Source organism: Aquibium sp. ELW1220 (assembly GCF_030398385.1).
Classification (GTDB): domain Bacteria; phylum Pseudomonadota; class Alphaproteobacteria; order Rhizobiales; family Rhizobiaceae; genus Aquibium.
Map to the genome: position 1 here is coordinate 239561 of NZ_JAOAOQ010000006.1, position 18140 is coordinate 257700.

At 67.4% G+C, this 18140-nt stretch carries 21 protein-coding genes and 1 pseudogene; 9 read left to right on the forward strand and 13 right to left on the reverse strand.

Annotation, left to right across the window (positions count from 1 at the left end):
- Positions 1-8 precede the first annotated feature (8 nt).
- The 3 genes from N1F91_RS08540 to N1F91_RS08550 form a co-directional block, all read right to left on the reverse strand.
- Positions 9-710: an EAL domain-containing protein gene (locus N1F91_RS08540; RefSeq protein ID WP_289991433.1), complete on the reverse strand. Its 702-nt coding sequence runs from the start codon at positions 708-710 to the stop codon at positions 9-11.
- Positions 711-980: 270 nt separating this feature from the next.
- Positions 981-1892 (reverse strand): RNA polymerase sigma factor RpoH, encoded by a 912-nt coding sequence (rpoH, locus tag N1F91_RS08545; RefSeq protein ID WP_289991434.1) that lies wholly within the window; start codon positions 1890-1892, stop codon positions 981-983.
- A 192-nt stretch (positions 1893-2084) separates the two neighbouring features.
- Positions 2085-3107, reverse strand: coding sequence for an RluA family pseudouridine synthase (locus tag N1F91_RS08550; RefSeq protein WP_289991435.1), 1023 nt, complete (start codon positions 3105-3107; stop codon positions 2085-2087).
- 54 nt (positions 3108-3161) lie between these two features.
- Here N1F91_RS08550 and N1F91_RS08555 point away from each other — a divergent pair, with 54 nt between their 5' ends.
- The 5 genes from N1F91_RS08555 to N1F91_RS08575 all read left to right on the forward strand — a co-directional run bounded on the left by N1F91_RS08555 (position 3162) and on the right by N1F91_RS08575 (position 5929).
- Positions 3162-3554 (forward strand): fimbrial protein, encoded by a 393-nt coding sequence (locus N1F91_RS08555; RefSeq protein WP_289991436.1) that lies wholly within the window; start codon positions 3162-3164, stop codon positions 3552-3554.
- Entirely contained in the window at positions 3551-3958 is a 408-nt protein-coding gene (locus N1F91_RS08560) for a VOC family protein (protein WP_289991437.1), read from the forward strand. Before N1F91_RS08555 ends, N1F91_RS08560 begins: the two co-directional genes overlap by 4 nt.
- Before the next feature lie 78 nt (positions 3959-4036).
- A complete protein-coding gene (locus tag N1F91_RS08565) occupies positions 4037-4786 on the forward strand; it encodes a YebC/PmpR family DNA-binding transcriptional regulator (RefSeq protein WP_289991439.1) in 750 nt (249 codons plus the stop codon).
- A gap of 73 nt (positions 4787-4859) precedes the next feature.
- Positions 4860-5645 (forward strand): RDD family protein, encoded by a 786-nt coding sequence (locus N1F91_RS08570; protein WP_289991440.1) that lies wholly within the window; start codon positions 4860-4862, stop codon positions 5643-5645.
- Positions 5642-5929, forward strand: a complete 288-nt coding sequence (locus N1F91_RS08575) for a SelT/SelW/SelH family protein (RefSeq protein WP_354670531.1) — start codon at positions 5642-5644, stop codon at positions 5927-5929. The genes N1F91_RS08570 and N1F91_RS08575 overlap by 4 nt, the downstream gene beginning before the upstream one ends.
- Before the next feature lie 116 nt (positions 5930-6045).
- Here N1F91_RS08575 and rpmE read toward each other — a convergent pair whose 3' ends face one another.
- Positions 6046-6267: a 50S ribosomal protein L31 gene (gene rpmE, locus N1F91_RS08580; RefSeq protein WP_126697518.1), complete on the reverse strand. Its 222-nt coding sequence runs from the start codon at positions 6265-6267 to the stop codon at positions 6046-6048.
- Between the two features lie 197 nt (positions 6268-6464).
- Here rpmE and N1F91_RS08585 point away from each other — a divergent pair, with 197 nt between their 5' ends.
- From N1F91_RS08585 to N1F91_RS08595, 3 genes are all read left to right on the forward strand, one after another.
- Positions 6465-8267, forward strand: coding sequence for an ABC transporter transmembrane domain-containing protein (locus N1F91_RS08585; RefSeq protein ID WP_289991445.1), 1803 nt, complete (start codon positions 6465-6467; stop codon positions 8265-8267).
- A gap of 84 nt (positions 8268-8351) precedes the next feature.
- Positions 8352-8582 (forward strand): AbrB/MazE/SpoVT family DNA-binding domain-containing protein, encoded by a 231-nt coding sequence (locus N1F91_RS08590; RefSeq protein WP_289991446.1) that lies wholly within the window; start codon positions 8352-8354, stop codon positions 8580-8582.
- Positions 8579-8995: a PIN domain-containing protein gene (locus N1F91_RS08595; protein ID WP_289991447.1), complete on the forward strand. Its 417-nt coding sequence runs from the start codon at positions 8579-8581 to the stop codon at positions 8993-8995. Before N1F91_RS08590 ends, N1F91_RS08595 begins: the two co-directional genes overlap by 4 nt.
- Before the next feature lie 132 nt (positions 8996-9127).
- Here the strand turns inward: N1F91_RS08595 and N1F91_RS08600 are convergent, their stop codons facing one another.
- Genes N1F91_RS08600 through N1F91_RS08610 form a run of 3 tightly spaced genes read right to left on the reverse strand, consistent with a single transcriptional unit; the run spans position 9128 to position 13025 of the window.
- Entirely contained in the window at positions 9128-10183 is a 1056-nt protein-coding gene (locus tag N1F91_RS08600) for a 2-dehydropantoate 2-reductase (RefSeq protein ID WP_289991449.1), read from the reverse strand.
- 18 nt (positions 10184-10201) lie between these two features.
- Positions 10202-11365 (reverse strand): amidohydrolase, encoded by a 1164-nt coding sequence (locus tag N1F91_RS08605; RefSeq protein WP_289991452.1) that lies wholly within the window; start codon positions 11363-11365, stop codon positions 10202-10204.
- Between the two features lie 10 nt (positions 11366-11375).
- Positions 11376-13025, reverse strand: coding sequence for an FAD-binding dehydrogenase (locus N1F91_RS08610; protein ID WP_289991478.1), 1650 nt, complete (start codon positions 13023-13025; stop codon positions 11376-11378).
- A 191-nt stretch (positions 13026-13216) separates the two neighbouring features.
- Between N1F91_RS08610 and N1F91_RS08615 the strand changes: the two genes are divergently transcribed.
- Positions 13217-13570 (forward strand): DUF1304 domain-containing protein, encoded by a 354-nt coding sequence (locus N1F91_RS08615; RefSeq protein WP_289991454.1) that lies wholly within the window; start codon positions 13217-13219, stop codon positions 13568-13570.
- Between the two features lie 4 nt (positions 13571-13574).
- On the opposite strand, the gene N1F91_RS08620 is transcribed toward N1F91_RS08615, so the two are convergent.
- From N1F91_RS08620 to N1F91_RS08645, 6 genes and pseudogenes are all read right to left on the reverse strand, one after another.
- Positions 13575-14606, reverse strand: coding sequence for a peptidoglycan -binding protein (locus N1F91_RS08620; RefSeq protein ID WP_289991456.1), 1032 nt, complete (start codon positions 14604-14606; stop codon positions 13575-13577).
- 1 nt (position 14607) lies between these two features.
- Positions 14608-15630 (reverse strand): MotA/TolQ/ExbB proton channel family protein, encoded by a 1023-nt coding sequence (locus N1F91_RS08625; protein WP_289991458.1) that lies wholly within the window; start codon positions 15628-15630, stop codon positions 14608-14610.
- A 108-nt stretch (positions 15631-15738) separates the two neighbouring features.
- Positions 15739-16422, reverse strand: a complete 684-nt coding sequence (locus N1F91_RS08630; protein WP_289991460.1) for a hemolysin III family protein — start codon at positions 16420-16422, stop codon at positions 15739-15741.
- Positions 16423-16519: 97 nt separating this feature from the next.
- Positions 16520-17326: an inositol monophosphatase family protein gene (locus tag N1F91_RS08635; protein ID WP_289991461.1), complete on the reverse strand. Its 807-nt coding sequence runs from the start codon at positions 17324-17326 to the stop codon at positions 16520-16522.
- Between the two features lie 30 nt (positions 17327-17356).
- The gene (efp, locus tag N1F91_RS08640) at positions 17357-17923 is read right to left on the reverse strand and encodes an elongation factor P (protein ID WP_289991463.1); all 567 of its coding nucleotides are present in this window, start codon (positions 17921-17923) and stop codon (positions 17357-17359) included.
- Between the two features lie 102 nt (positions 17924-18025).
- Positions 18026-18140: pseudogene (locus N1F91_RS08645) on the reverse strand (ISAs1 family transposase); the annotation flags it as partial.

The following is an 18140-nucleotide window of genomic DNA, read 5'->3' on the forward strand; positions in this document are numbered from 1 at the left end:
CCCGGCCGTCAGGCCGCGAGGCGCACCTGCATGGGCACCGGCAGGTTCATGAAGCCCGGCCGCGCGATGACATAGCCCTGCAGGTGGTCGATGCCGAGGTCGCACAGCACGGCATGCTCGCCTGCCGTCTCGATGCCTTCCGCGATCAGCGTGATCCCGAGGTCCTTCGCCATCACCACGATGCCGCGCACGATCGCGCGCCGAGCCCGGTCCGTATCGATGTCGCGGATGAGATCCATGTCCAGCTTGACGATGTCGGTCTGGAAGTTCGCCAGCAACCCGAGCCCGGCATAGCCGGCTCCGAAATCGTCGAGCGCCGTCAGGAAACCATACGACTTGTAGGCACGCACGATGTCCTTCACGTGGTCGGTATCGCGGATCATCTCGTCCTCGGTGAATTCGAAGATGATGCTGGACAGCGGGAAGCCCGTCTCGCGGGCCGTCTCGAGCGTCAGACGGATGCAGGCCTCGGCCTTGTAGACCGCATTCGGCATGAAGTTGATCGACAGTCGGGCTCCGAGATCGGCGAGCCCGAGCGACGCCGCACTCCGGATCGCCATGCGGCGGCAGGCCTGGTCGAAGGCGTAGCGGTTTTCTTCAGTCACCCTGGCCAGCACCGTTCCCGCGCCTTCGCCGTTCTCGCCGCGCACCAGCGCCTCGTAGGCGAAGATCGAACCGTCGGCAGCCGACACGATCGGCTGGAAAGCCATCGCGATTCCACCGGGGAAGGCTTCGCCGTCGCGGCAGCCCGCGCAAGTCTGGTGACGGGATTTCATCGGTCCGGCAGTCCTGTGCTTCGTGGCAACGTCAGGCGCGGCGTTTGCGCCTGGCCCATCCTTGGCCGGGAAGTCTGAAGCCTCGGTTACCGTCGCGCGTAAAGTCGTTCGCCGGCAACGAGGGCGTGAACACGGGGCGCAAACGAAAATCGCCGCCAGGCAGGCCCGGCGGCGATCAAGAATACCAGTTCCGCGGCTGCTGCTTCAGGCTTCGGCGCCTGCGTCGATGGTTCGCAGCGACTGCGCCTGGCGGCGGGCAGCAGCCTTCACCGCCTCCTGCACCTTTTCGAAGGCGCGCACCTCGATCTGGCGCACACGCTCGCGGCTGATGTCGAACTCCGAAGACAGTTCCTCGAGCGTCAGCGGGTCTTCAGACAGCCGCCGCGCCTCGAAGATGCGTCTCTCGCGTTCGTTGAGCACGTCCAGCGCGCCCGACAGCATACCCCGCCGGTTCTCCAGCTCGTCCTGCTCGACCAGCATCTCTTCCTGCGACTGGCTGTCGTCGACGAGCCAGTCCTGCCACTCGCCCGACTCGCCTTCGGTGGCGCGGATGGGCGCGTTCAGCGAAGCGTCGCCGGAGAGGCGCCGGTTCATCGACACCACCTCTTCCTCCGACACGTTCAGCCGCGTCGCGATCTCGGTAATCTGCTCGGGCTTGAGGTCGCCCTCTTCCAGCGCCTGGATCTTGCCCTTCACCTTGCGCAGGTTGAAGAACAGCCGCTTCTGGTTGGCCGTGGTGCCCATCTTCACCAGGCTCCAGGACCGCAGGATGTACTCCTGGATCGAGGCCTTGATCCACCACATCGCATAGGTGGCCAGGCGGAAGCCCCGGTCGGGCTCGAACTTCTTCACGGCCTGCATGAGGCCGACATTGCCTTCCGACACCACTTCGCCGATCGGCAGGCCGTAGCCGCGATAGCCCATCGCGATCTTGGCGACGAGGCGGAGATGGCTGGTGACGAGCTTGTGCGCCGCAGCGGTATCGCCATGCTCGTTGAACCGCTTGGCGAGCATGTACTCCTCCTGCGGCTGCAGCATCGGAAAGCGACGGATCTCTTCCAGGTAGCGGGCAAGGCCGCCTTCTCCGGAAACGATACTGGGTAATGACTGGGCCATGAAGCGCCCTCCCTCTTCTCGTGTTAGACCCCCGGCGATCGGCAGGCCTGCGGACGCGGCCGTGCTCACGACGCACCACGACCTGCGATCAATATAGGAACGAAATCTGGCGATTTCACGGTCGATGTCGGGACGACACGCTGTGTCACCCACACGTGAACGGGCCGTGTAGCCGGGGTCTTCGTAGGGCGTTCAGCCCCGGCGCTTGATGGTCAAACCCTCGAACCCCGCCACGAGTTCCGCCATGTCGGGCGGAAGGGGCGTCTCGAACGACATCGCTTCCCCGGAAGCGGGATGGCGGAAGGAGAGCAGCCGCGCGTGCAGCGCCTGGCGGGGGAAGTCGCGGGCAAGGCTCTTCACCGGGTCGGGCAGGCGGTTCGCCTTGGTGCGGAATGCGGCGCCGTATTCGGGGTCCCCGACGAGCGGATGGCCGATATGGGCCATATGCACGCGGATCTGGTGCGTTCGGCCGGTCTCCAGCCGGCACTCGACCAGGGCCGCCACGTCCTCCTTGCCCGCCAGCGAAAAGCGGCTCTCCACCTTGAAATGCGTCACCGCGTGGCGGGCGTCGTCGCGGTCCTCGCTGACGACCGCCCGCTTGGTGCGGTCCCGGCCAGACCGGCCGAGCGCCGCGTCGATGGTGCCCGCGTTGCGCGGCGGCACGCCCCAGACCAGCGCCGCATAGGCCCGCTCGAGGTCGCCGCTGCGACCGTGATCGGCGAAGGCGTCCGACAGCGCCCGGTGCGCCGCGTCGGTCTTGGCCGCCACCATCACGCCGCTGGTGTCCTTGTCGAGCCGATGCACGATGCCCGGCCGCCTGACGCCGCCAATGCCCGAGAGCGATGCACCGCAATGATGGATCAGCGCGTTGACCAGCGTCCCGGTCCAGTTGCCAGACCCGGGATGCACGACGAGCCCGGCCGGCTTGTCGATGACGATCAGGTGCTCGTCCTCGAACAGCACGGTCAGCGGGATGTCCTCGCCCTCGGGCTCGGCGGGTTCGGGCTCGGGGACCGCCAGCACGATCCGGTCGCCAGGCGCGATCTTGCGCTTCGGCTCCGTGACGGCAACGTCGCCGATACGCACCGACCCCTCGCGGATCAGCGCCTGGACCCGGCTGCGCGAATAGTCGCCGCCGAGCCTGGCCGTCAGCCACTGGTCGAGCCGTTCGCCCGCAGCAGCGGAATCGGCGACGAAGGCGCTTTCGCCTTCCAAATCGGGTTCGGCTTCGATATCAGGGGCTCGCGACAGGGACTTGGCTCCGGAAAAATGCAGAAACCGACCTTCGATCACGAACTCGCCGAACAGCCGCTCGATCCGGCTGCGGAACGGGTCCAGCGCAAGCTCATGCGCTTCGTCGTCATCAACATCGGAATTCTGCTGGCGGCCGTTATGGCCGTGCTGGGCGCCGTTGTCTACAAGTCAGGCGTCTTCTCGTCGTCGAGCGAGCCCGCGGCGACCAATGCCGTGGTCCCCGCGTCCGCCGACATGCCCTTCGTCGAGGGCGTCATCGCCCTGCCGGCCGGCGCGCGCGTCGTTTCGCAGGCGCTCTCGGGCGACCGGCTGACGCTGCATGCCGTACTGCCGGGCGGCACCACCGCGATCTACCACTACGACCTCGCCCAGCGCCGCATGCTCGGCCGCTACGTGATCGCCGAGTGACCGCCCGACCGTCGCGCCGCATCGCCACCGTGGCGGTGCTCGTCGCCGACCAGGACGCGGCCATCCGCTGGTATCGCGACTGCCTCCGCCTCGACCTGCTGGAGGACGTCCCTCTCGGCGGCGGCAAGCGCTGGGTGGTCTTGGGCACGCCCGACGGCGGCGCCCGCATCCTGCTTGCCCGCGCCGAGGGGGACACCCAGCAGGCGCGCATAGGCGACCAGACCGGCGGCCGCGTCTTCCTGTTCCTGGAAACCGACGATTTCGACCGCGACCACGCCGCCATGCTCTCGAGGGGCGTCGTTTTCCTGGAGCAGCCGCGGCGCGAGGCCTATGGCACGGTCGCGGTCTTCGAGGATCTGCACGGCAATCGCTGGGACCTGATCGAGCCGAGGCGCGACGCCTGAGGCCTGTTTTTCTGGACCTTCGCCTGCAAACTAACTATAAGCCCGCGAAATCCTGAAAAGACCGACGACAGGGGTGCCATGGCTGGCCATTCACAGTTCAAGAACATCATGCATCGCAAAGGGCGCCAGGACGCCATGCGCTCCAAGATGTTTTCCAAGCTCGCGCGCGAAATCACCGTCGCCGCCAAGATGGGAATGCCCGATCCCGACATGAACCCGCGCCTGCGCCTGGCCATCCAGGCGGCCAAGACGCAGTCCATGCCGAAGGACAACATCCAGCGCGCCATCAACAAGGCCGCCGGCAACGACACCGAGAACTACGAGGAAGTGCGCTACGAAGGCTACGGTCCCGGCGGCGTCGCCGTCATCGTCGAGGCGCTGACCGACAACCGCAACCGCTCCGCCTCCAACGTCCGCGCGGCTTTCACCAAGGCCGGCGGCGCGCTCGGCGAGACCGGTTCCGTCTCCTTCATGTGGGACCGCGCCGGCGAGATCTACTACCCGGCCGCGGCCGGCGATGCCGACAAGGTGATGGAAGCGGCGATCGAGGCCGGCGCCGAGGACATCCAGTCCGACGCCGAGGGCCACACCATCTACACCGCCTTCGAGGATCTGGGCGAGGTGTCGAAGGCGCTCGAGGCGACGCTCGGCGAGGCGGAATCCGTCAAGACCATCTGGAAGCCGCAGAACTCGATCCCGGTCGACGAAGACCGCGCCCAGTCTCTGATGAAGCTGATCGCCGTACTCGAGGACGACGACGACGTGCAGAACGTCTACGCCAACTTCGAGGTCGACGAGGAGACGATGGCGAAGCTCTCCGCCGCCTGATCGGCTGCATCTTTCAGTTGAACTCCGGCGCGGTTTGAGCCACTCCTTCTGGAAGGAGTGGGGGAACTGTTTGATGAGTGACGGTGCGACGAGCGATGCAGCGCGGCGGGCCGGCTTCTGGCGGCGCGCGGCGGCATTTCTGGTCGATCTGGCGGTGGTTTCCATCCCGCTTCAGATCGTGGTCGCCATGTTGTTTGCCTGGACGAACGGCGGGATACAGGGAGGGTTTGGCTTCGTGCTCAAGACCTGCTCGCCTGTGGGCGGACTTCCCCCGGGGCTGCAGACGAAAATTGCCGATCCCACCAGCTTCGTCGACTGCCGCTCGTCGCTGCTGGGAGCCGATACGTCTCGCTACCTGCTCGTCGCCAGATCTGAAACGCAGGGCGCAACGACGACCGGTGTTTTCGAGACGTTCTGGCTCGACTCCAGCGGGCAACTCGCGGAGTTGCCGGTCTACAACGTCTCCTGGATCGCTGGACTTGCCCTGCTTGCCTATTTCGTCGGGATGGAGGGCCTCCGGGGACAGACGGTCGGCAAACGGCTCCTCGGAATCCGGACGATCGTCATCTCTCGGGGCCGCACGATCGGAGCAGGCATCTACCGCGCCCTCGCGCGCCGTCTGGCCATGATGCTCTTCACGCTCGCGACCTTGCCCGCCTGGGCGATGGCCGCATGGAACGGCGACGACATGGCTGCGGTGCCGCAGCTTCTGGTCGACCCGACCTACCGGGCGGTGAACCTGGCCGGCATCGCCCTCGGCGTCGCCTGGTTCGTCTGGATCACCGTGTCGATGGCGCGCAAGCGCGACCCGATCTACGATCGCATCGTCGGCACGGCCGTCATTCGTACATCATCATGAAGCCCGTCATCCGCATCACCTACTGCACCCAGTGCCAATGGCTCCTGCGCGCCGCCTGGATGGCACAGGAGCTTTTGTCGACCTTCGGCGCCGACATCGGCGAGGTGGCGCTGGTGCCGGGCACCGGCGGCGTCTTCGAGATCGCCTGCGACGGCGTCATGATCTGGGAGCGCAAGCGCGACGGCGGCTTTCCGGAGGCCAAGGTGCTCAAGCAGAAGGTGCGCGACGTGGTGTGGCCGGAGCGCGACCTCGGGCATTCGGATCGGCCGGCGGCGGTCCCGTGAGCGCGAAATGGCCATTGTAACCACCTTGCCCGCCGCAGGCGATGATGACGTCCGGTCGTCGCCAACAAAAAACCCCGCCGAGGCGGGGTTTTTGCGGTAAGGAAGATCGCGGCGGCTCAGAGGCCGAGACCGGCGAACTTGCTCTTGAACTTGGTCAGGCGGCCGCCGCGGTCGAGCAGCGTCTGCTGACCGCCGGTCCAGGCCGGGTGCGTGGACGGGTCGATGTCGAGGTTCATCGTATCGCCTTCCTTGCCCCAGGTCGACTTCGTGAAATACTCGGTGCCGTTGGTCATGACCACCTTGATGGTGTGGTAGTCGGGATGGATTTTCTCTTTCATCGCTCTCGTCCTGATCCTTGGGGCATCCGCGCGGCCGGCGCGCCTGCGGCAATCTTGCCCGTGTTAAATGGTTGAAGCCGCGGCCAGCGAGGGCTACGGCTTCAAAAAACGTCGGCGAGCCTATACATCAGCCGAAACGGAAGCACAAGACCGGCCCGCGCAAGCACGCGGCCGGCGGGGCAGGAAGCGAGGACGGCATGGCGGATGCATCGGGCGAGGCTGAAAGACGCCGCCGCTCCCTGAAACCGCTGCGCAAGCTGTTTCCCTACCTCCTGCACTACAAGGGTCTGGTGGCCGGAGCGCTGGTCTTTCTCGCGCTCGCCGCGGCCACGACGCTCACCCTGCCGCTCGCCGTGCGGCGCATGGTCGATCACGGCTTCTCGGCGTCGGACTCCACCTTCATCGCCAACTATTTCTCGATGCTGATCGTGATCGCCCTGGTGCTCGCGCTCGCCTCTGCCTGCCGCTACTACTTCGTCATCACGCTCGGCGAACGCATCGTCTCCGACGTCCGCCGCGACGTCTTCCGGCATGTCACCACGCTTTCGCCCGGATACTTCGACACGGTCCAGTCGGGCGAAATCGTCTCGCGGCTGACGGCCGACACCACCCAGATCAAGTCGGCCGTCGGCGCCACCGCGTCCATGGCGCTGCGCAACACCATTCTCGGCATCGGCGCCCTTGGCATGATGGTGGTGACGAGCCCCAAGCTCTCCATGCTGGTGATCGGCGCGATCCCGGTCGTCGTCATCCCCCTCGTGGCCTTCGGCCGTTCCGTGCGCCGCAAGTCCCGGCTCGCGCAGGACACGCTGGCCGCCGCCTCCGCCTATGCGAGCGAACAGATCGGCTCGATCCGCACGCTGCAGGCCTTCACCAACGAGAGGCTGGTCGCGAGCCGCTTCGCCGAGGCGGTGGAAGCGGCCTTCAGGGCGGCCCAGTCGTCGGTCTTCGCCCGCTCCTTCCTCACCTTCTTCGCGATCTTCATGATCTTCTCGTCGGTGGTGGCAGTGCTCTGGTTCGGCTCGCGCGACGTCCTGACCGGCGCCATGAGTGCAGGCACGCTCGGACAGTTCCTGCTCTACTCGGTCTTTGCCGCCGGCGCGCTCGGCGCCCTGTCGGAGGTCTGGGGCGAACTCAGCCAGGCGGCGGGCGCCGCCGAACGCCTGACCGAGCTTCTCGCCGAGGAGCCGACGATCGCCGCGCCCGCCGATCCGATCCCCCTGCCCGCGACGCCGATCGGCTCGGTGGCGTTCCGCGACGTCCATTTCGCCTATCCGACCGCGCCGGACCGCTCGGCCCTGCGCGGTTTCTCCTTCGAGGCGAAGCCGGGCGAGACGATTGCCATCGTCGGTCCGTCCGGCGCCGGCAAGACGACGATCTTCTCGCTTCTGCTGCGCTTCTACGACCCGCAGCGCGGCGCGATCCTCGTCGACGGCGTCGATCTCGCCCGGGCCGATCCGCAGGAGGCGCGGTCGCGCATCGCGCTCGTGCCGCAGGACCTCACCATCTTCGCCGCCACGGTGCGCGAGAACATCGCCTTCGGCCGTCCCGGCGCGACCGATGCCGAGATCGAGGCGGCCGCGACCGACGCGCTGGCCGACGAGTTCATCCGCGCGCTCGACAAGGGCTACGATACGCCGGTCGGCGAGCGCGGCGTCACGCTCTCCGGCGGCCAGCGCCAGCGCGTCGCGATTGCCCGCGCCATCCTGCGCGACGCGCCGATCCTGCTGCTCGACGAGGCGACGTCGGCGCTCGACGCCCAGAGCGAGACGCTGGTGCAGGCGGCGCTCGAACGGCTGATGGAAGGCCGCACCACCCTCGTCATCGCTCACCGCCTCGCCACCGTCCTCAAGGCCGACCGCATCCTCGTGCTCGACGAGGGACGTGTCGTCGAGGAAGGCACCCACCAGAGCCTCGTCACGCGGGACGGCGTCTATGCCAGGCTCGCCAAGCTGCAGTTCGAGACCGGTGCGGATGCGTTCAGGAAAGCGGCGGAGTAGCGGGAGAGGCGGGCTGCCTTGGCGTAGTGCGTCTCGGAAAGCGGCATGATATATGGTTTCGGGCGTCTATCTTCGGAGCATGTCATGCAGGTCGCCAGATGGGGCAACAGCCTCGCCGTTCGCCTTCCCGCAGCCGTGGTAGAAGCGCTCGACCTGAAGGAGGGCGACGAGATCCGGATCAACATCGCCGGCGAGCGCACCTTCGAGGTCGAAAGGGACACGTCGCGCAAGCAGGCGCTCGAGCGCATCCGTGCGCTTCGCCGGCCGCTACCGTCCGGCTGGACCTTCGACCGCGACGAGGCGAACGCGCGATGACCACCGCCGCGGCGGAATTTCTCGACACGAACGTCATCGTCTATTCGTTCTCGCAGGGAGACAAGGCCGACATGGCCGAAGCGCTGCTTGGAAGGGGATGCAGCACGAGCCTGCTTGCTTTGAACGAGTTCGCCAACGTCGCCCGACGCAAGCTCGACATGGACTGGAGAGAGATTCGCGACGGGCTTGCGGCCGTGCGCCTGCTCTGCGGGACCATCCTGCCGATCGACCTCGCGATACACGAGACGGCACTCGACCTCGCCGAGCGATACCGCTTGAACGTCTTCGATGCGCTCATGCTGGCGTCGGCACTCAGCGGCGGGTGCACCACCTTCTGGACTGAGGACCTGCATGATGGGCTCCTGATCGAGGGCAGTCTTCTCGTGAAGAACCCTTTTCGCGGGCAGACATAACGCGCCAAAAGCATGTCGCGATCTTTCAGATTCGCTCCGCACGCTTTAGGCTTATGTTTTCGCGCATGTCTTTCACCCGAAACCGGTGCCCGCTTTCGGTAGACATGCTTTAGGGCATCCGTCGCCTCGCGCTCAGGCAGGGCGCTGACCGGCGAAAGCCTCCAGCCGCGCCCGCGCAAACCGCTCCGCTACGTCCCTGGGCGACCAGTCGCGGCGGCCGGCCTCGCATGCCTCCACCATGGCCACCATCGCCTCGGCGAGCGGGGCGCGCAGGCCGTGTCCGGCAGCGAGCCGCGCCACGGCGCCCTGCAGGAAGCGCACCTCGGTGGTGCGGCCGCGGGCAATGTCCTCGGCCATGGAGGAGGTGGCCTGCGGGTCGATGGCGAGCATGCGGCGGGCGACGAGGCGAAACAGCGGGTCGGGCAGCCTGAGGAGATGCGGGATCAGCGCCGGGCGCACGCCCTCGATGCGCGGCAGCGCAAGCCCCGCGCGGCGGGCGACTCCGAGCGCCTCTGCCATCTGGTCGGCGAGCAGCAGGCGCCAGGCCCGGCGCGACAGTTGCGCCTTCAGCGGCAGGCCGGACAGCGCGTTGAGCGCGTTGTTCAGGTTGAGCACGAGCTTGGACCACGCGAGGCCGGCCATGTCCGGATGCGTGGCGACGGGCAGGCCTTCGACCGAGAGCAGCGCCACGAGACCGGCATCCCCCGCCTCGACGGTCAGCGAACCCGCCGTCGCGCGATGGAAGCGCGGGGCGGCGCCCGCCGTTGCCGTCTGCACCACGTTGAACGGCACCATGCCGGCCAAGACCGGGCGTCCGGGCAGCCGGGCACGGAGCAGTTGCACGTTGTCGACGCCGTTCTGCAGGCTGACAACGACCGCCGACTGCGGTGCGTGCGCGGCGATCAGCCCGGCCATCGCCTCCGTGTCGCCGCTCTTGACGGTGACGAGGATGACATCTGCGTCGCGCATTGCCGCCGAGGGCTCGACCTCGAGACCGATCGCCTCCGGCCCGACATGGCGCCCGCGCGCCTCGAGGTCTGTGATCCACAGGCCCTGCACGGCGATCTCTCGCACGAGCGGCAGCCGGGCCAGCAGCGTCACGTCGCGGCCGGCGAACGCCAGTGAACCGCCGACGAAGCAGCCGACGCTGCCTGCCCCCGCCACCACGATGCGCGCCGTTTCATCCATGCCGGCGACCGTCCCGTGTCACCCCAGCATCGTCCGCGCCGTGCGCAGGAAGATGCGCGCGCCGATCGGGATCAGGTCGTCGGGAAAGTCGTAGTCGGGATTGTGCAGCTGCGGGTGCTTCTCGCCCGAGCCGAGGAACAGCATCGCCGACTTCGCACCCTTGCCGAAGCGGCCGAAATCCTCCGACGCACGCATCGGGAGTTCGGCCTCGTCGTGGCTGACGCCTTCTGCATCAAGCGCGGCTGTCAGATGCACCGTCGCGTCCGGATCGTTCAGGCTTGCGAGGAAGACCTCGTGATAGTCGACGGCATTGCCGAGGCCACCGGCCTCGGCCTCCTGCCGCACCAGCGCCTCCGCCGCCGCCATCAGGTCCGCCATGCGCTCGTCGAGCCGGGTGCGCAACGTGCAGCGTATCTCGGCCTGTCCGGGCTGGATGCCATAGACCGGTTCGCCCATGGCGACGTGGCAGACGGTGACGAGCGCGAAGTCGTCGCGGCTGAAATGGCCGGCCGACAGCGCGGTCAGTGCAGGCATCAGCCGGCTCACCGCCATCATCGGCGACACGCCGGTCTCGGGCATGGAGGAATGCGCCGTCCGGCCCGAAAGCACGATGCGCATGCCGCGCGAGGCGCAGTTCACCACCCCCGGCTTCAGGCGGACATGTCCGAGCGGCGTGCCGGGCAGGTTGTGCAGCGAAAACGCGTAGTCGGGTGCGATCTCGGGGAAGCGCGGGTCGGCGATCACGCCGGCCGCGCCCTCGCCCGTCTCCTCGGCAGGCTGGAACAGCAGGACGACCCGTCCGGACGCCGGTCGCCGGCGCGCGAGCTGGCGCGCCATGGCGGCAAGGATGGCCGTGTGCCCGTCATGGCCGCACATGTGCGACTTGCCCGGAACCCGCGATCGATGCGGCGCATCCGAGATTTCCTCGATCGGCAGCGCGTCGAGCTCCGAGCGAAAGAGCAGCGTCGGCCCCGCAGCGCCGCTATCGAAGACCACGGCCACCCCGTGGCCGCCCATCTCCGTCAGCACCCTGTCGGGACCGGTGTCGGCTAGGAAGGCGACGACCTCGCGTGCCGTCCGCACCTCCTCGCCGGAAATCTCCGGGTTCTCGTGGAGCTTGCGCCGCCACGCCGTCAGCTCGGCGATGTCGGCATTGGTGAAGTCGTGCTGCATCAGGTCCATACCGCTCTCCTCATCGCGCCGCGTGGCGGCCCGCATTCCTGCCCGAGAAGATGCAGCCGCCGAGGAATGTTCCCTCGAGTGCGTTGGTGCCGTGGTAGCCGCCGCCGCCGAAGCCCGCAACCTCGCCGGCCGCGTAGAGACCGGGGATCGGCTCGCCCGACGGATCGAGCACCTGCCCGTCGAGATTGGTGTGCAGCCCGCCCAGCGTCTTGCGTGTCAGGATGTTGAGCCGCACCGCGATCAGCGGCCCGTTTGCGGGATCGAGGATCTTGTGCGGCGCCGCCGTGCGGATCAGCTTGTCGCCGAGATAGGCGCGCGCGCCGCGGATCGCCGTCACCTGCGCATCCTTGGAGAAGGGGTTGTCGATCTCCCGGTCGCGCGCCTCGATCTGCATCCGCAGCCGCCCGGCATCGATCATCGCTTCGCCGGTCAGCGCGTTCATCGCCTCCACCAGCGACGCGAGATCCTTGCGCACGACGAAGTCCGCGCCCTTCTCCTTGAAGGCCTCCACCGGCGGCGGCGCCGATGCGCCGCGGCGGTTCTTGAGCACCGCCCGCCAGTCCTTCGCCGTGAAGTCCGGGTTCTGCTCCGAGCCCGACAGCGCGAATTCCTTCTTGATGATCTTCTGCGTCAGCACGAACCAGGACCAGTCATGGCCCGTGGCAAGGATGTGCTTCAGCGTCGACAGCGTGTCGAAACCGGGCATGCAGGGCGCCGGCAGCCTTTCGCCGCGCGCGTCGAACCACATCGACGACGGCCCCGGCAGGATGCGGATGCCGTGGTTCGGCCAGATCGGGTCCCAGTTCCGCACGCCCTCGGTGTAGTGCCACATGCGGTCGCCGTTGATGACCGCCGCGCCGGCGGCCTGCGTGATCGCGATCATGCGGCCGTCCACATGGTGCGGCACGCCGGCCACCATGGTCTTCGGCGCCGGCCCCAGCCGCTCCACCGGCCAGGCCTTGCGCACGAGATCGAGGTCGCCGCCGATGCCGCCGGACGTCACCAGCACCGCGCCGGCCGACAAGTCGAACGCGCCGGCGACCGCGCGGCCGGATTTCTGGCCGCGCAGAACGGTCGACGGCTCAAGGATCTCGCCCGCCACGCCCGTCACCGCTCCATTCGTGCGGATGAGACGGGAGACCTGGTGGCGGAACTTCAGCGTGATGAGACCGGCAGCGGCATGCGCCCGCACCCGCCGCTCGAAGGGCTCTACGACGCCCGGTCCCGTGCCCCAGGTGATGTGGAACCGCGGGACCGAGTTGCCGTGGCCGTGCGCATGGCCACCGCCGCGCTCGGCCCATCCGACGACCGGAAACCAGCGCATGCCCATCGTATGGAGCCAGGGCCGCATCTCGCCGGCGGCGAAGTCGACATAGGCTTCCGCCGTGCGGCGCGGCCACTCATCCTCCGGCCGGTCGAACTGCGCCGAGCCCATCCAGTCCTGCAGCGCGAGCTCACGGCTGTCGCGGATCCGCAGGCGGCGCTGCTCGGGGCTGTCGACGAAGAACAGGCCGCCGAGCGACCAGAAGGCCTGCCCGCCCAGCGAATTCTCGCCCTCCTGCTCCAGCACGACCACCCGCTTGCCGCGGTCGGCCAGTTCGGCGGCAGCCACGAGGCCGGCCAGCCCGCCGCCGACGATGATGGCATCGCAATCCATGATGTCTCCTCCCGCCCTCGCCGTTCGAATTACGCATGCGGCGCAAGACCGATCAAGCGCAAGCACCCGCTCCCGGTCGCTCCGTCGAGCTGGCGGCGGGCCTCCCGCATGCGAAGCCGACCGGCGCACCTGCCGGGCCTTGACGCGGCCCGGGCCGCGGCCTCATGTCACCGCACCGACAAGGGGAAAGCGGAATGGCCTCGACGATCCTGATCGCGCTGGTGGCGGCGCTTCACATCTACTTCATGTATCTGGAGATGGTCGCCTGGGACACACCGGCCGGGCACAAGGCCTTCCGGCTTGAGCCAGCCTTCGCCACCCGCTCGAAGGCGCTGGCGATGAACCAGGGGCTCTACAACGGCTTCCTCGTCGCCGGGCTCGTCTGGGGCCTCTGGCTCGGTGCGGAAGGCTTCGCGACCAAGGTCTTCTTCCTTGCCTGCGTGATCGTGGCCGGGCTCTTCGGCGCCGCCACGGTCTCGCGCAAGATCCTCTACGTCCAGGCCCTCCCCGCCGCGCTGGCGCTGGCAGTGCTGGTCATCGGATGGTGAGACCTCACCGTTCCGTCAGCTTGAGCTCGATGCGGCGGTTTCTGTTGCGTGCGTCGGGCGTGTCGCCTTCGACCAGCGGCTGGAACTCGCCGAAGCCGGCGGCCACCAGGCGGGCGGCGGGCACGCCCTGCGCCACCAGGTACTTCACCACCGAGACGGCGCGGGCCGAGGAGAGTTCCCAGTTGTCGCGGTAACGGCCGGTGCCCGACAGCGGAACGTTGTCGGTGTGGCCGTCGACGCGCAGCACCCAGTTGATTTCCGGCGGGATCTCGCGCTGCAGGTCGATGATGGCGGCCGCGAGCTTGGCCATCTCGTCGCGCCCGGCCTCGTTGATCACCTCCGAGCCCGAGGGAAACAGCACTTCGGACTGGAACACGAAGCGGTCGCCGACGATCCGGATGTTCTCGCGATCCGACAGGATCTCGCGCAGGCGGCCGAAGAAATCGGATCGATAGCGGTTCAGTTCCTGCACGCGCTGCGCCAGCGCGACGTTGAGCCGGCGGCCAAGATCCGCGATCTTGGCATTGGACTCGCGGTCGCGTGATTCGGAAACGTCCAGCGCATCCTCCAACGCGGCGATCTGGCGGCGCAGCGCCGAGATCTGCTGGTTGAGTAGCTCGACCTGCGAGAGAGCGCGCTGCGAAATCTGCCGCTCGCTCTCCAATTCGCCGCTCAGCGTGCCGATCTGGTCGCGCGCGGCGGCATCTGCGCCGGAGCCGGCAGCGAGCAGGCTTTCCAGCCGCGTGCGCTCCGTCTCCGCCGCCGAGAGCGAGGCCTGGAGGTTGGCGAGCTGGTCCTCCGCGTCCTGCGAATTCGACCGCTCGAGCGCCAGCAACTGCGTCAGTTCGTTGATCTGGGAGTTCAGCCGGTTCAGGACCTCGTCCTTGCCGCTGATCTCGCGCGACAGCAGGAACTGCGCCAGCACGAACACCGACAGGAGGAACATGATGGCCAGCAGCAGCGTCGAGAGCGCGTCGACGAAGCCCGGCCAGTAGTCGATGCTGCGTTCGCGGCGGCGGCCGCGCCCGAGCGCCATCTCAGTTCCCTCCCCGCTTCTTCAGCGACTGCGCGATGCTCTCCAGAACCTCTCGCGTCGCACGCTGCTCCTCCGCCTGAGATTCGACCCAGTCCCGCATCATCTGCTGCTCGCTGCGCATGTTCTTCACCAGCCCTGAGATGCCCTCTGCGAGATTCGCCATCGAGGTGGCGACGCGCTGGCTCGACCCGCCGGTCTCGCTGATCGAGCGCAGCTGCTCCGCCATCCGGCGCATCTCTTCCGACGAGGTGTGGCGGCCCGGATCGACGGCCGGCGTATCCGAGCCGAGATCGGTCACGGAAGAAAGCCAGTTTTCGAGTTCCGTATAGAAGCGCGTCTGCGCCCGGCCCGCCTGCAGATCGAGGAAGCCGAGAACGAGCGAACCGGCGAGACCGAAGAGCGAGGACGAGAAAGCCGTCCCCATGCCGGCGAGCGGCGCGGCAAGACCCGTCTTCAGCGCGTTCAGCACGTCGTTGGCGTCGCCCGACCCCGGATCGAGCGACTGGATCGTGGCACCGATGGAGCCGATGGTCTGCAGGAGGCCCCAGAACGTGCCGAGCAGCCCGAGGAAGACGAGGAGGCCGATCAGATAACGCGAGATGTCGCGGCTTTCGTCGAGGCGGGTGGCGATGGAATCGAGGATCGTGCGCAGCGACACGGTAGACAGCGCCGTGGCCGAGGAGCGGCCGAGAAGCACCTTCATCGGCGCCAGCAGCACCGGGTCGCGCGTTTCCAGACCGCCCGCGCGGAAGGAATTCACCCAGCGCACCTCGCGGAACAGCCGCACCACCTGGTTGAACGCCAGCAGAACGCCCACCGCCAGCACGCCGATGATGAGGCCGTTGAGACCGGGATTGGTGGTGAAGGCTGCCGAAATCTGGCGGTACAGGATCGCAGCGACGAAGCCGGCGATCGCCAGGAAGATCAGCATCGAAAGCAGGAAGACCTGCGGACTGGAGAGTTTCTGCGGGTCGTACTGCCCCCCCGAGAGCGCCTCGTCCGCCGTTGATCCGAACCATGCCATGCCAAGCCTCAGTATCTGTCCCGCACCGATGGCGACTGTATCCGGAATTGTGACGAAAATGAAAGGACAGCGCCCGCGCCACCGCTGACGAATAGGCCTTTTCCGCCGTCAGAGCCGATGGATCACCAGCAAGTCCATCATCGCCGCCAGGTGAAGCCCCGCACCGGACACCACGAAGCCGTGCCACACCGCCGACTGGAAGCGCAGGTTGCGCCAGACGAAGAAGATCACGCCCGCGGAGTAGCAGATCCCGCCCGCGGCGATGTACCAGAACGTGCTTTGCGGAACGATGCGCGCAAGCTCTCCGGCGATTGCGATTCCGCTCCACCCGATCGCGAGATAGAAGCCGATCGCCACACGGTCGTAGCGCCCGGGAAACACCAGCTTGAAGGCGATGCCGGTGAGGGCGGCGCCCCAGACCACGGCCAGCATGATGCCGGCGAGCGGGCCGTCCAGCTGTGTCAGGAGCGGCGTGTAGGTTCCGGCGATCAGGAGGTAGATCGCGGAATGGTCGAAGCGCCGAAGGATCCATTTGGCCCGCGACGCCGGCCACAGATTGTAGGCGCACGACACCGACAGCACGGTCAGGAGCGAGACGACGTAGAAGATCGTCGCGACATACTCGGCCACCGCCGTGCGCCCGGCAGCGAGCCACAGCAGCACCGCACCTGCGGTGATGGCCAGAACGATGCCGATGGCATGGACGATTCCGTCCGCCAGCAGCTCGGCGCGGGTGATTCGCCGCCAGTCGGAGTGGAGATGGACGTAGGGGTGGCGGCGGTTCAGCGACATGACGGGCACCTTGGCAGGCCGATGTGACGGAAATATCGCCACGACGGTCGAAGCCCGTCAACGAAAGCGGCGCGGCCCGGTTCCTGACGTTTCCGCCTCAGGCCGGACGCGGCGTCAGCGGCTTGCGCAATTGCCGCAGCAGCACCCGGTGGATGGTCTCGTTGCCGGCGACCACGTTGCCGGTCTCGAACATCTCCTGGCCACCCTCGCGGTCGCTGGCAAAACCGCCCGCTTCGCGGATGAGCAGCAGGCCGGCAGCCATGTCCCACGGCGAAAGCCCGCTCTCCCAGAAGCCGTCGAGCCGCCCGGCTGCCACATAGGCGAGGTCGAGCGCGGCCGCGCCCATGCGGCGGATGCCGGACACTTCGCCCATCACATTGCGCAGTTCGATCAGCGCGTTGCCGTGGTGGCCGCGTCCCAGATGCGGAATGCCGGTGCCGATGACGCTGTCCGAAAGCTTGGAGCGTCCGGCCACCCGCAGGCGACGATCGTTCATGAAGGCTCCGCCGCCCCGCTCGGCGGTGTAGAGCTCGTCCATCGCGGGATTGTAGACCAGAGCGGCCTGGAGCTGGCCCTGGCGCTCGAGTGCGATCGAGACCGCGAAGATCGGGATGCCGTGCAGGAAGTTGGTGGTGCCGTCCAGCGGGTCGACGATCCAGCGGTGCTGGGCGTCCTCGCCCTCCACGACGCCCCGCTCCTCCATCAGGAAGGAATAGCCCGGGCGGGCGCGCGACAGCTCGGTGAAGATGATCTCTTCCGCCTTGCGATCGGCCTGGCTGACATAGTCGCCCGGTCCCTTCATCGAGACCTGGAGGTTCTGGACCTCGCCGAAGTCGCGCGACAGCGAGCGGCCCGCCTTGCGCGCCGCCTCGACCATAACCCTCATGAGCGCGGAATACGCCATACGATCAGTCCCGTCGGGTTCTCAGGCGCTTCAGTCGGCGCGGCGGATGTAGGTGATCTCGTTGGTGTCGACGAGGATCTTCTCGCCGGCCGAGATGAACGGCGGCACCAGAACGCGGATGCCGTTCTCGAGCACGGCGGGCTTGTAGGACGACGCGGCCGTCTGCCCCTTCACCACCGGGTCCGCCTCGGTGATGGTCAGCACCACCTGGTCGGGCAGCGAGATGCCGATCGGCTTCTCCTCGTAGAGTTCGACTGTCACGGTCATGCCGTCCTGGAGGAAGGCAGCGCGGTCGCCGACGAAGTCCTTCTGCAGCTCGAGCTGCTCGTAGCTCTCCGAATCCATGAACACCAGCGCGTCGCCCTGCTCGTAGAGGAAGGAGAAGTCCTTCTGTTCGAGGCGGACCTTCTCGACCGTCTCGGCAGAACGGAAGCGCTCGTTGAGCTTGGTGCCGTCGATCAGGTTCTTCAGTTCGACCTGGTTGTAGGCGCCGCCCTTGCCGGGCTTCACCGCATTGGTCCTGACCGCGACCCAGAGGCCGCCATTGTGCTCGATCACGTTGCCGGGACGGATTTCGTTGCCGTTGATCTTGGCCATTCTCGCATCTTTCGGAAGAGCTGGGCCCGGAGAGGCCGTTTCGGCGCCTCCAAGACCATAAATCGCACCGGGAGGCAAGAGTTGCCGCCCCCGGGCCTAGGGCTATCGCATTTGGCCGATGATTGATCTGGCGAAGGCGTCGGACCACCCTGCTCGCTTTCGTTTTCGGCTGATGGCGAGTTCGGGTCTGGCGGTTCGCAGGAGGTTGAGGGTCAGT

Bases quoted from the DNA above. Each gene is read 5' to 3' on its own strand.
- N1F91_RS08575 (WP_354670531.1), top strand. From the start codon at position 5,642: ATGAAGCCCGTCATCCGCATCACCTACTGCACCCAGTGCCAATGGCTC.
- N1F91_RS08565 (WP_289991439.1), top strand. From the start codon at position 4,037: ATGGCTGGCCATTCACAGTTCAAGAACATCATGCATCGCAAAGGGCGC.
- N1F91_RS08625 (WP_289991458.1), bottom strand. From the start codon at position 15,630: ATGGCATGGTTCGGATCAACGGCGGACGAGGCGCTCTCGGGGGGGCAG.
- N1F91_RS08600 (WP_289991449.1), bottom strand. From the start codon at position 10,183: ATGGATGAAACGGCGCGCATCGTGGTGGCGGGGGCAGGCAGCGTCGGC.
- N1F91_RS08570 (WP_289991440.1), top strand. From the start codon at position 4,860: ATGAGTGACGGTGCGACGAGCGATGCAGCGCGGCGGGCCGGCTTCTGG.
- N1F91_RS08635 (WP_289991461.1), bottom strand. From the start codon at position 17,326: ATGGCGTATTCCGCGCTCATGAGGGTTATGGTCGAGGCGGCGCGCAAG.
- N1F91_RS08615 (WP_289991454.1), top strand. From the start codon at position 13,217: ATGGCCTCGACGATCCTGATCGCGCTGGTGGCGGCGCTTCACATCTAC.
- N1F91_RS08605 (WP_289991452.1), bottom strand. From the start codon at position 11,365: ATGGACCTGATGCAGCACGACTTCACCAATGCCGACATCGCCGAGCTG.
- N1F91_RS08620 (WP_289991456.1), bottom strand. From the start codon at position 14,606: ATGGCGCTCGGGCGCGGCCGCCGCCGCGAACGCAGCATCGACTACTGG.
- N1F91_RS08585 (WP_289991445.1), top strand. From the start codon at position 6,465: ATGGCGGATGCATCGGGCGAGGCTGAAAGACGCCGCCGCTCCCTGAAA.
- N1F91_RS08540 (WP_289991433.1), bottom strand. From the start codon at position 710: ATGGCTTTCCAGCCGATCGTGTCGGCTGCCGACGGTTCGATCTTCGCC.
- N1F91_RS08595 (WP_289991447.1), top strand. From the start codon at position 8,579: ATGACCACCGCCGCGGCGGAATTTCTCGACACGAACGTCATCGTCTAT.
- N1F91_RS08630 (WP_289991460.1), bottom strand. From the start codon at position 16,422: ATGTCGCTGAACCGCCGCCACCCCTACGTCCATCTCCACTCCGACTGG.
- efp (WP_289991463.1), bottom strand. From the start codon at position 17,923: ATGGCCAAGATCAACGGCAACGAAATCCGTCCCGGCAACGTGATCGAG.
- N1F91_RS08555 (WP_289991436.1), top strand. From the start codon at position 3,162: ATGCAGAAACCGACCTTCGATCACGAACTCGCCGAACAGCCGCTCGAT.
- rpmE (WP_126697518.1), bottom strand. From the start codon at position 6,267: ATGAAAGAGAAAATCCATCCCGACTACCACACCATCAAGGTGGTCATG.
- N1F91_RS08590 (WP_289991446.1), top strand. From the start codon at position 8,352: ATGCAGGTCGCCAGATGGGGCAACAGCCTCGCCGTTCGCCTTCCCGCA.
- rpoH (WP_289991434.1), bottom strand. From the start codon at position 1,892: ATGGCCCAGTCATTACCCAGTATCGTTTCCGGAGAAGGCGGCCTTGCC.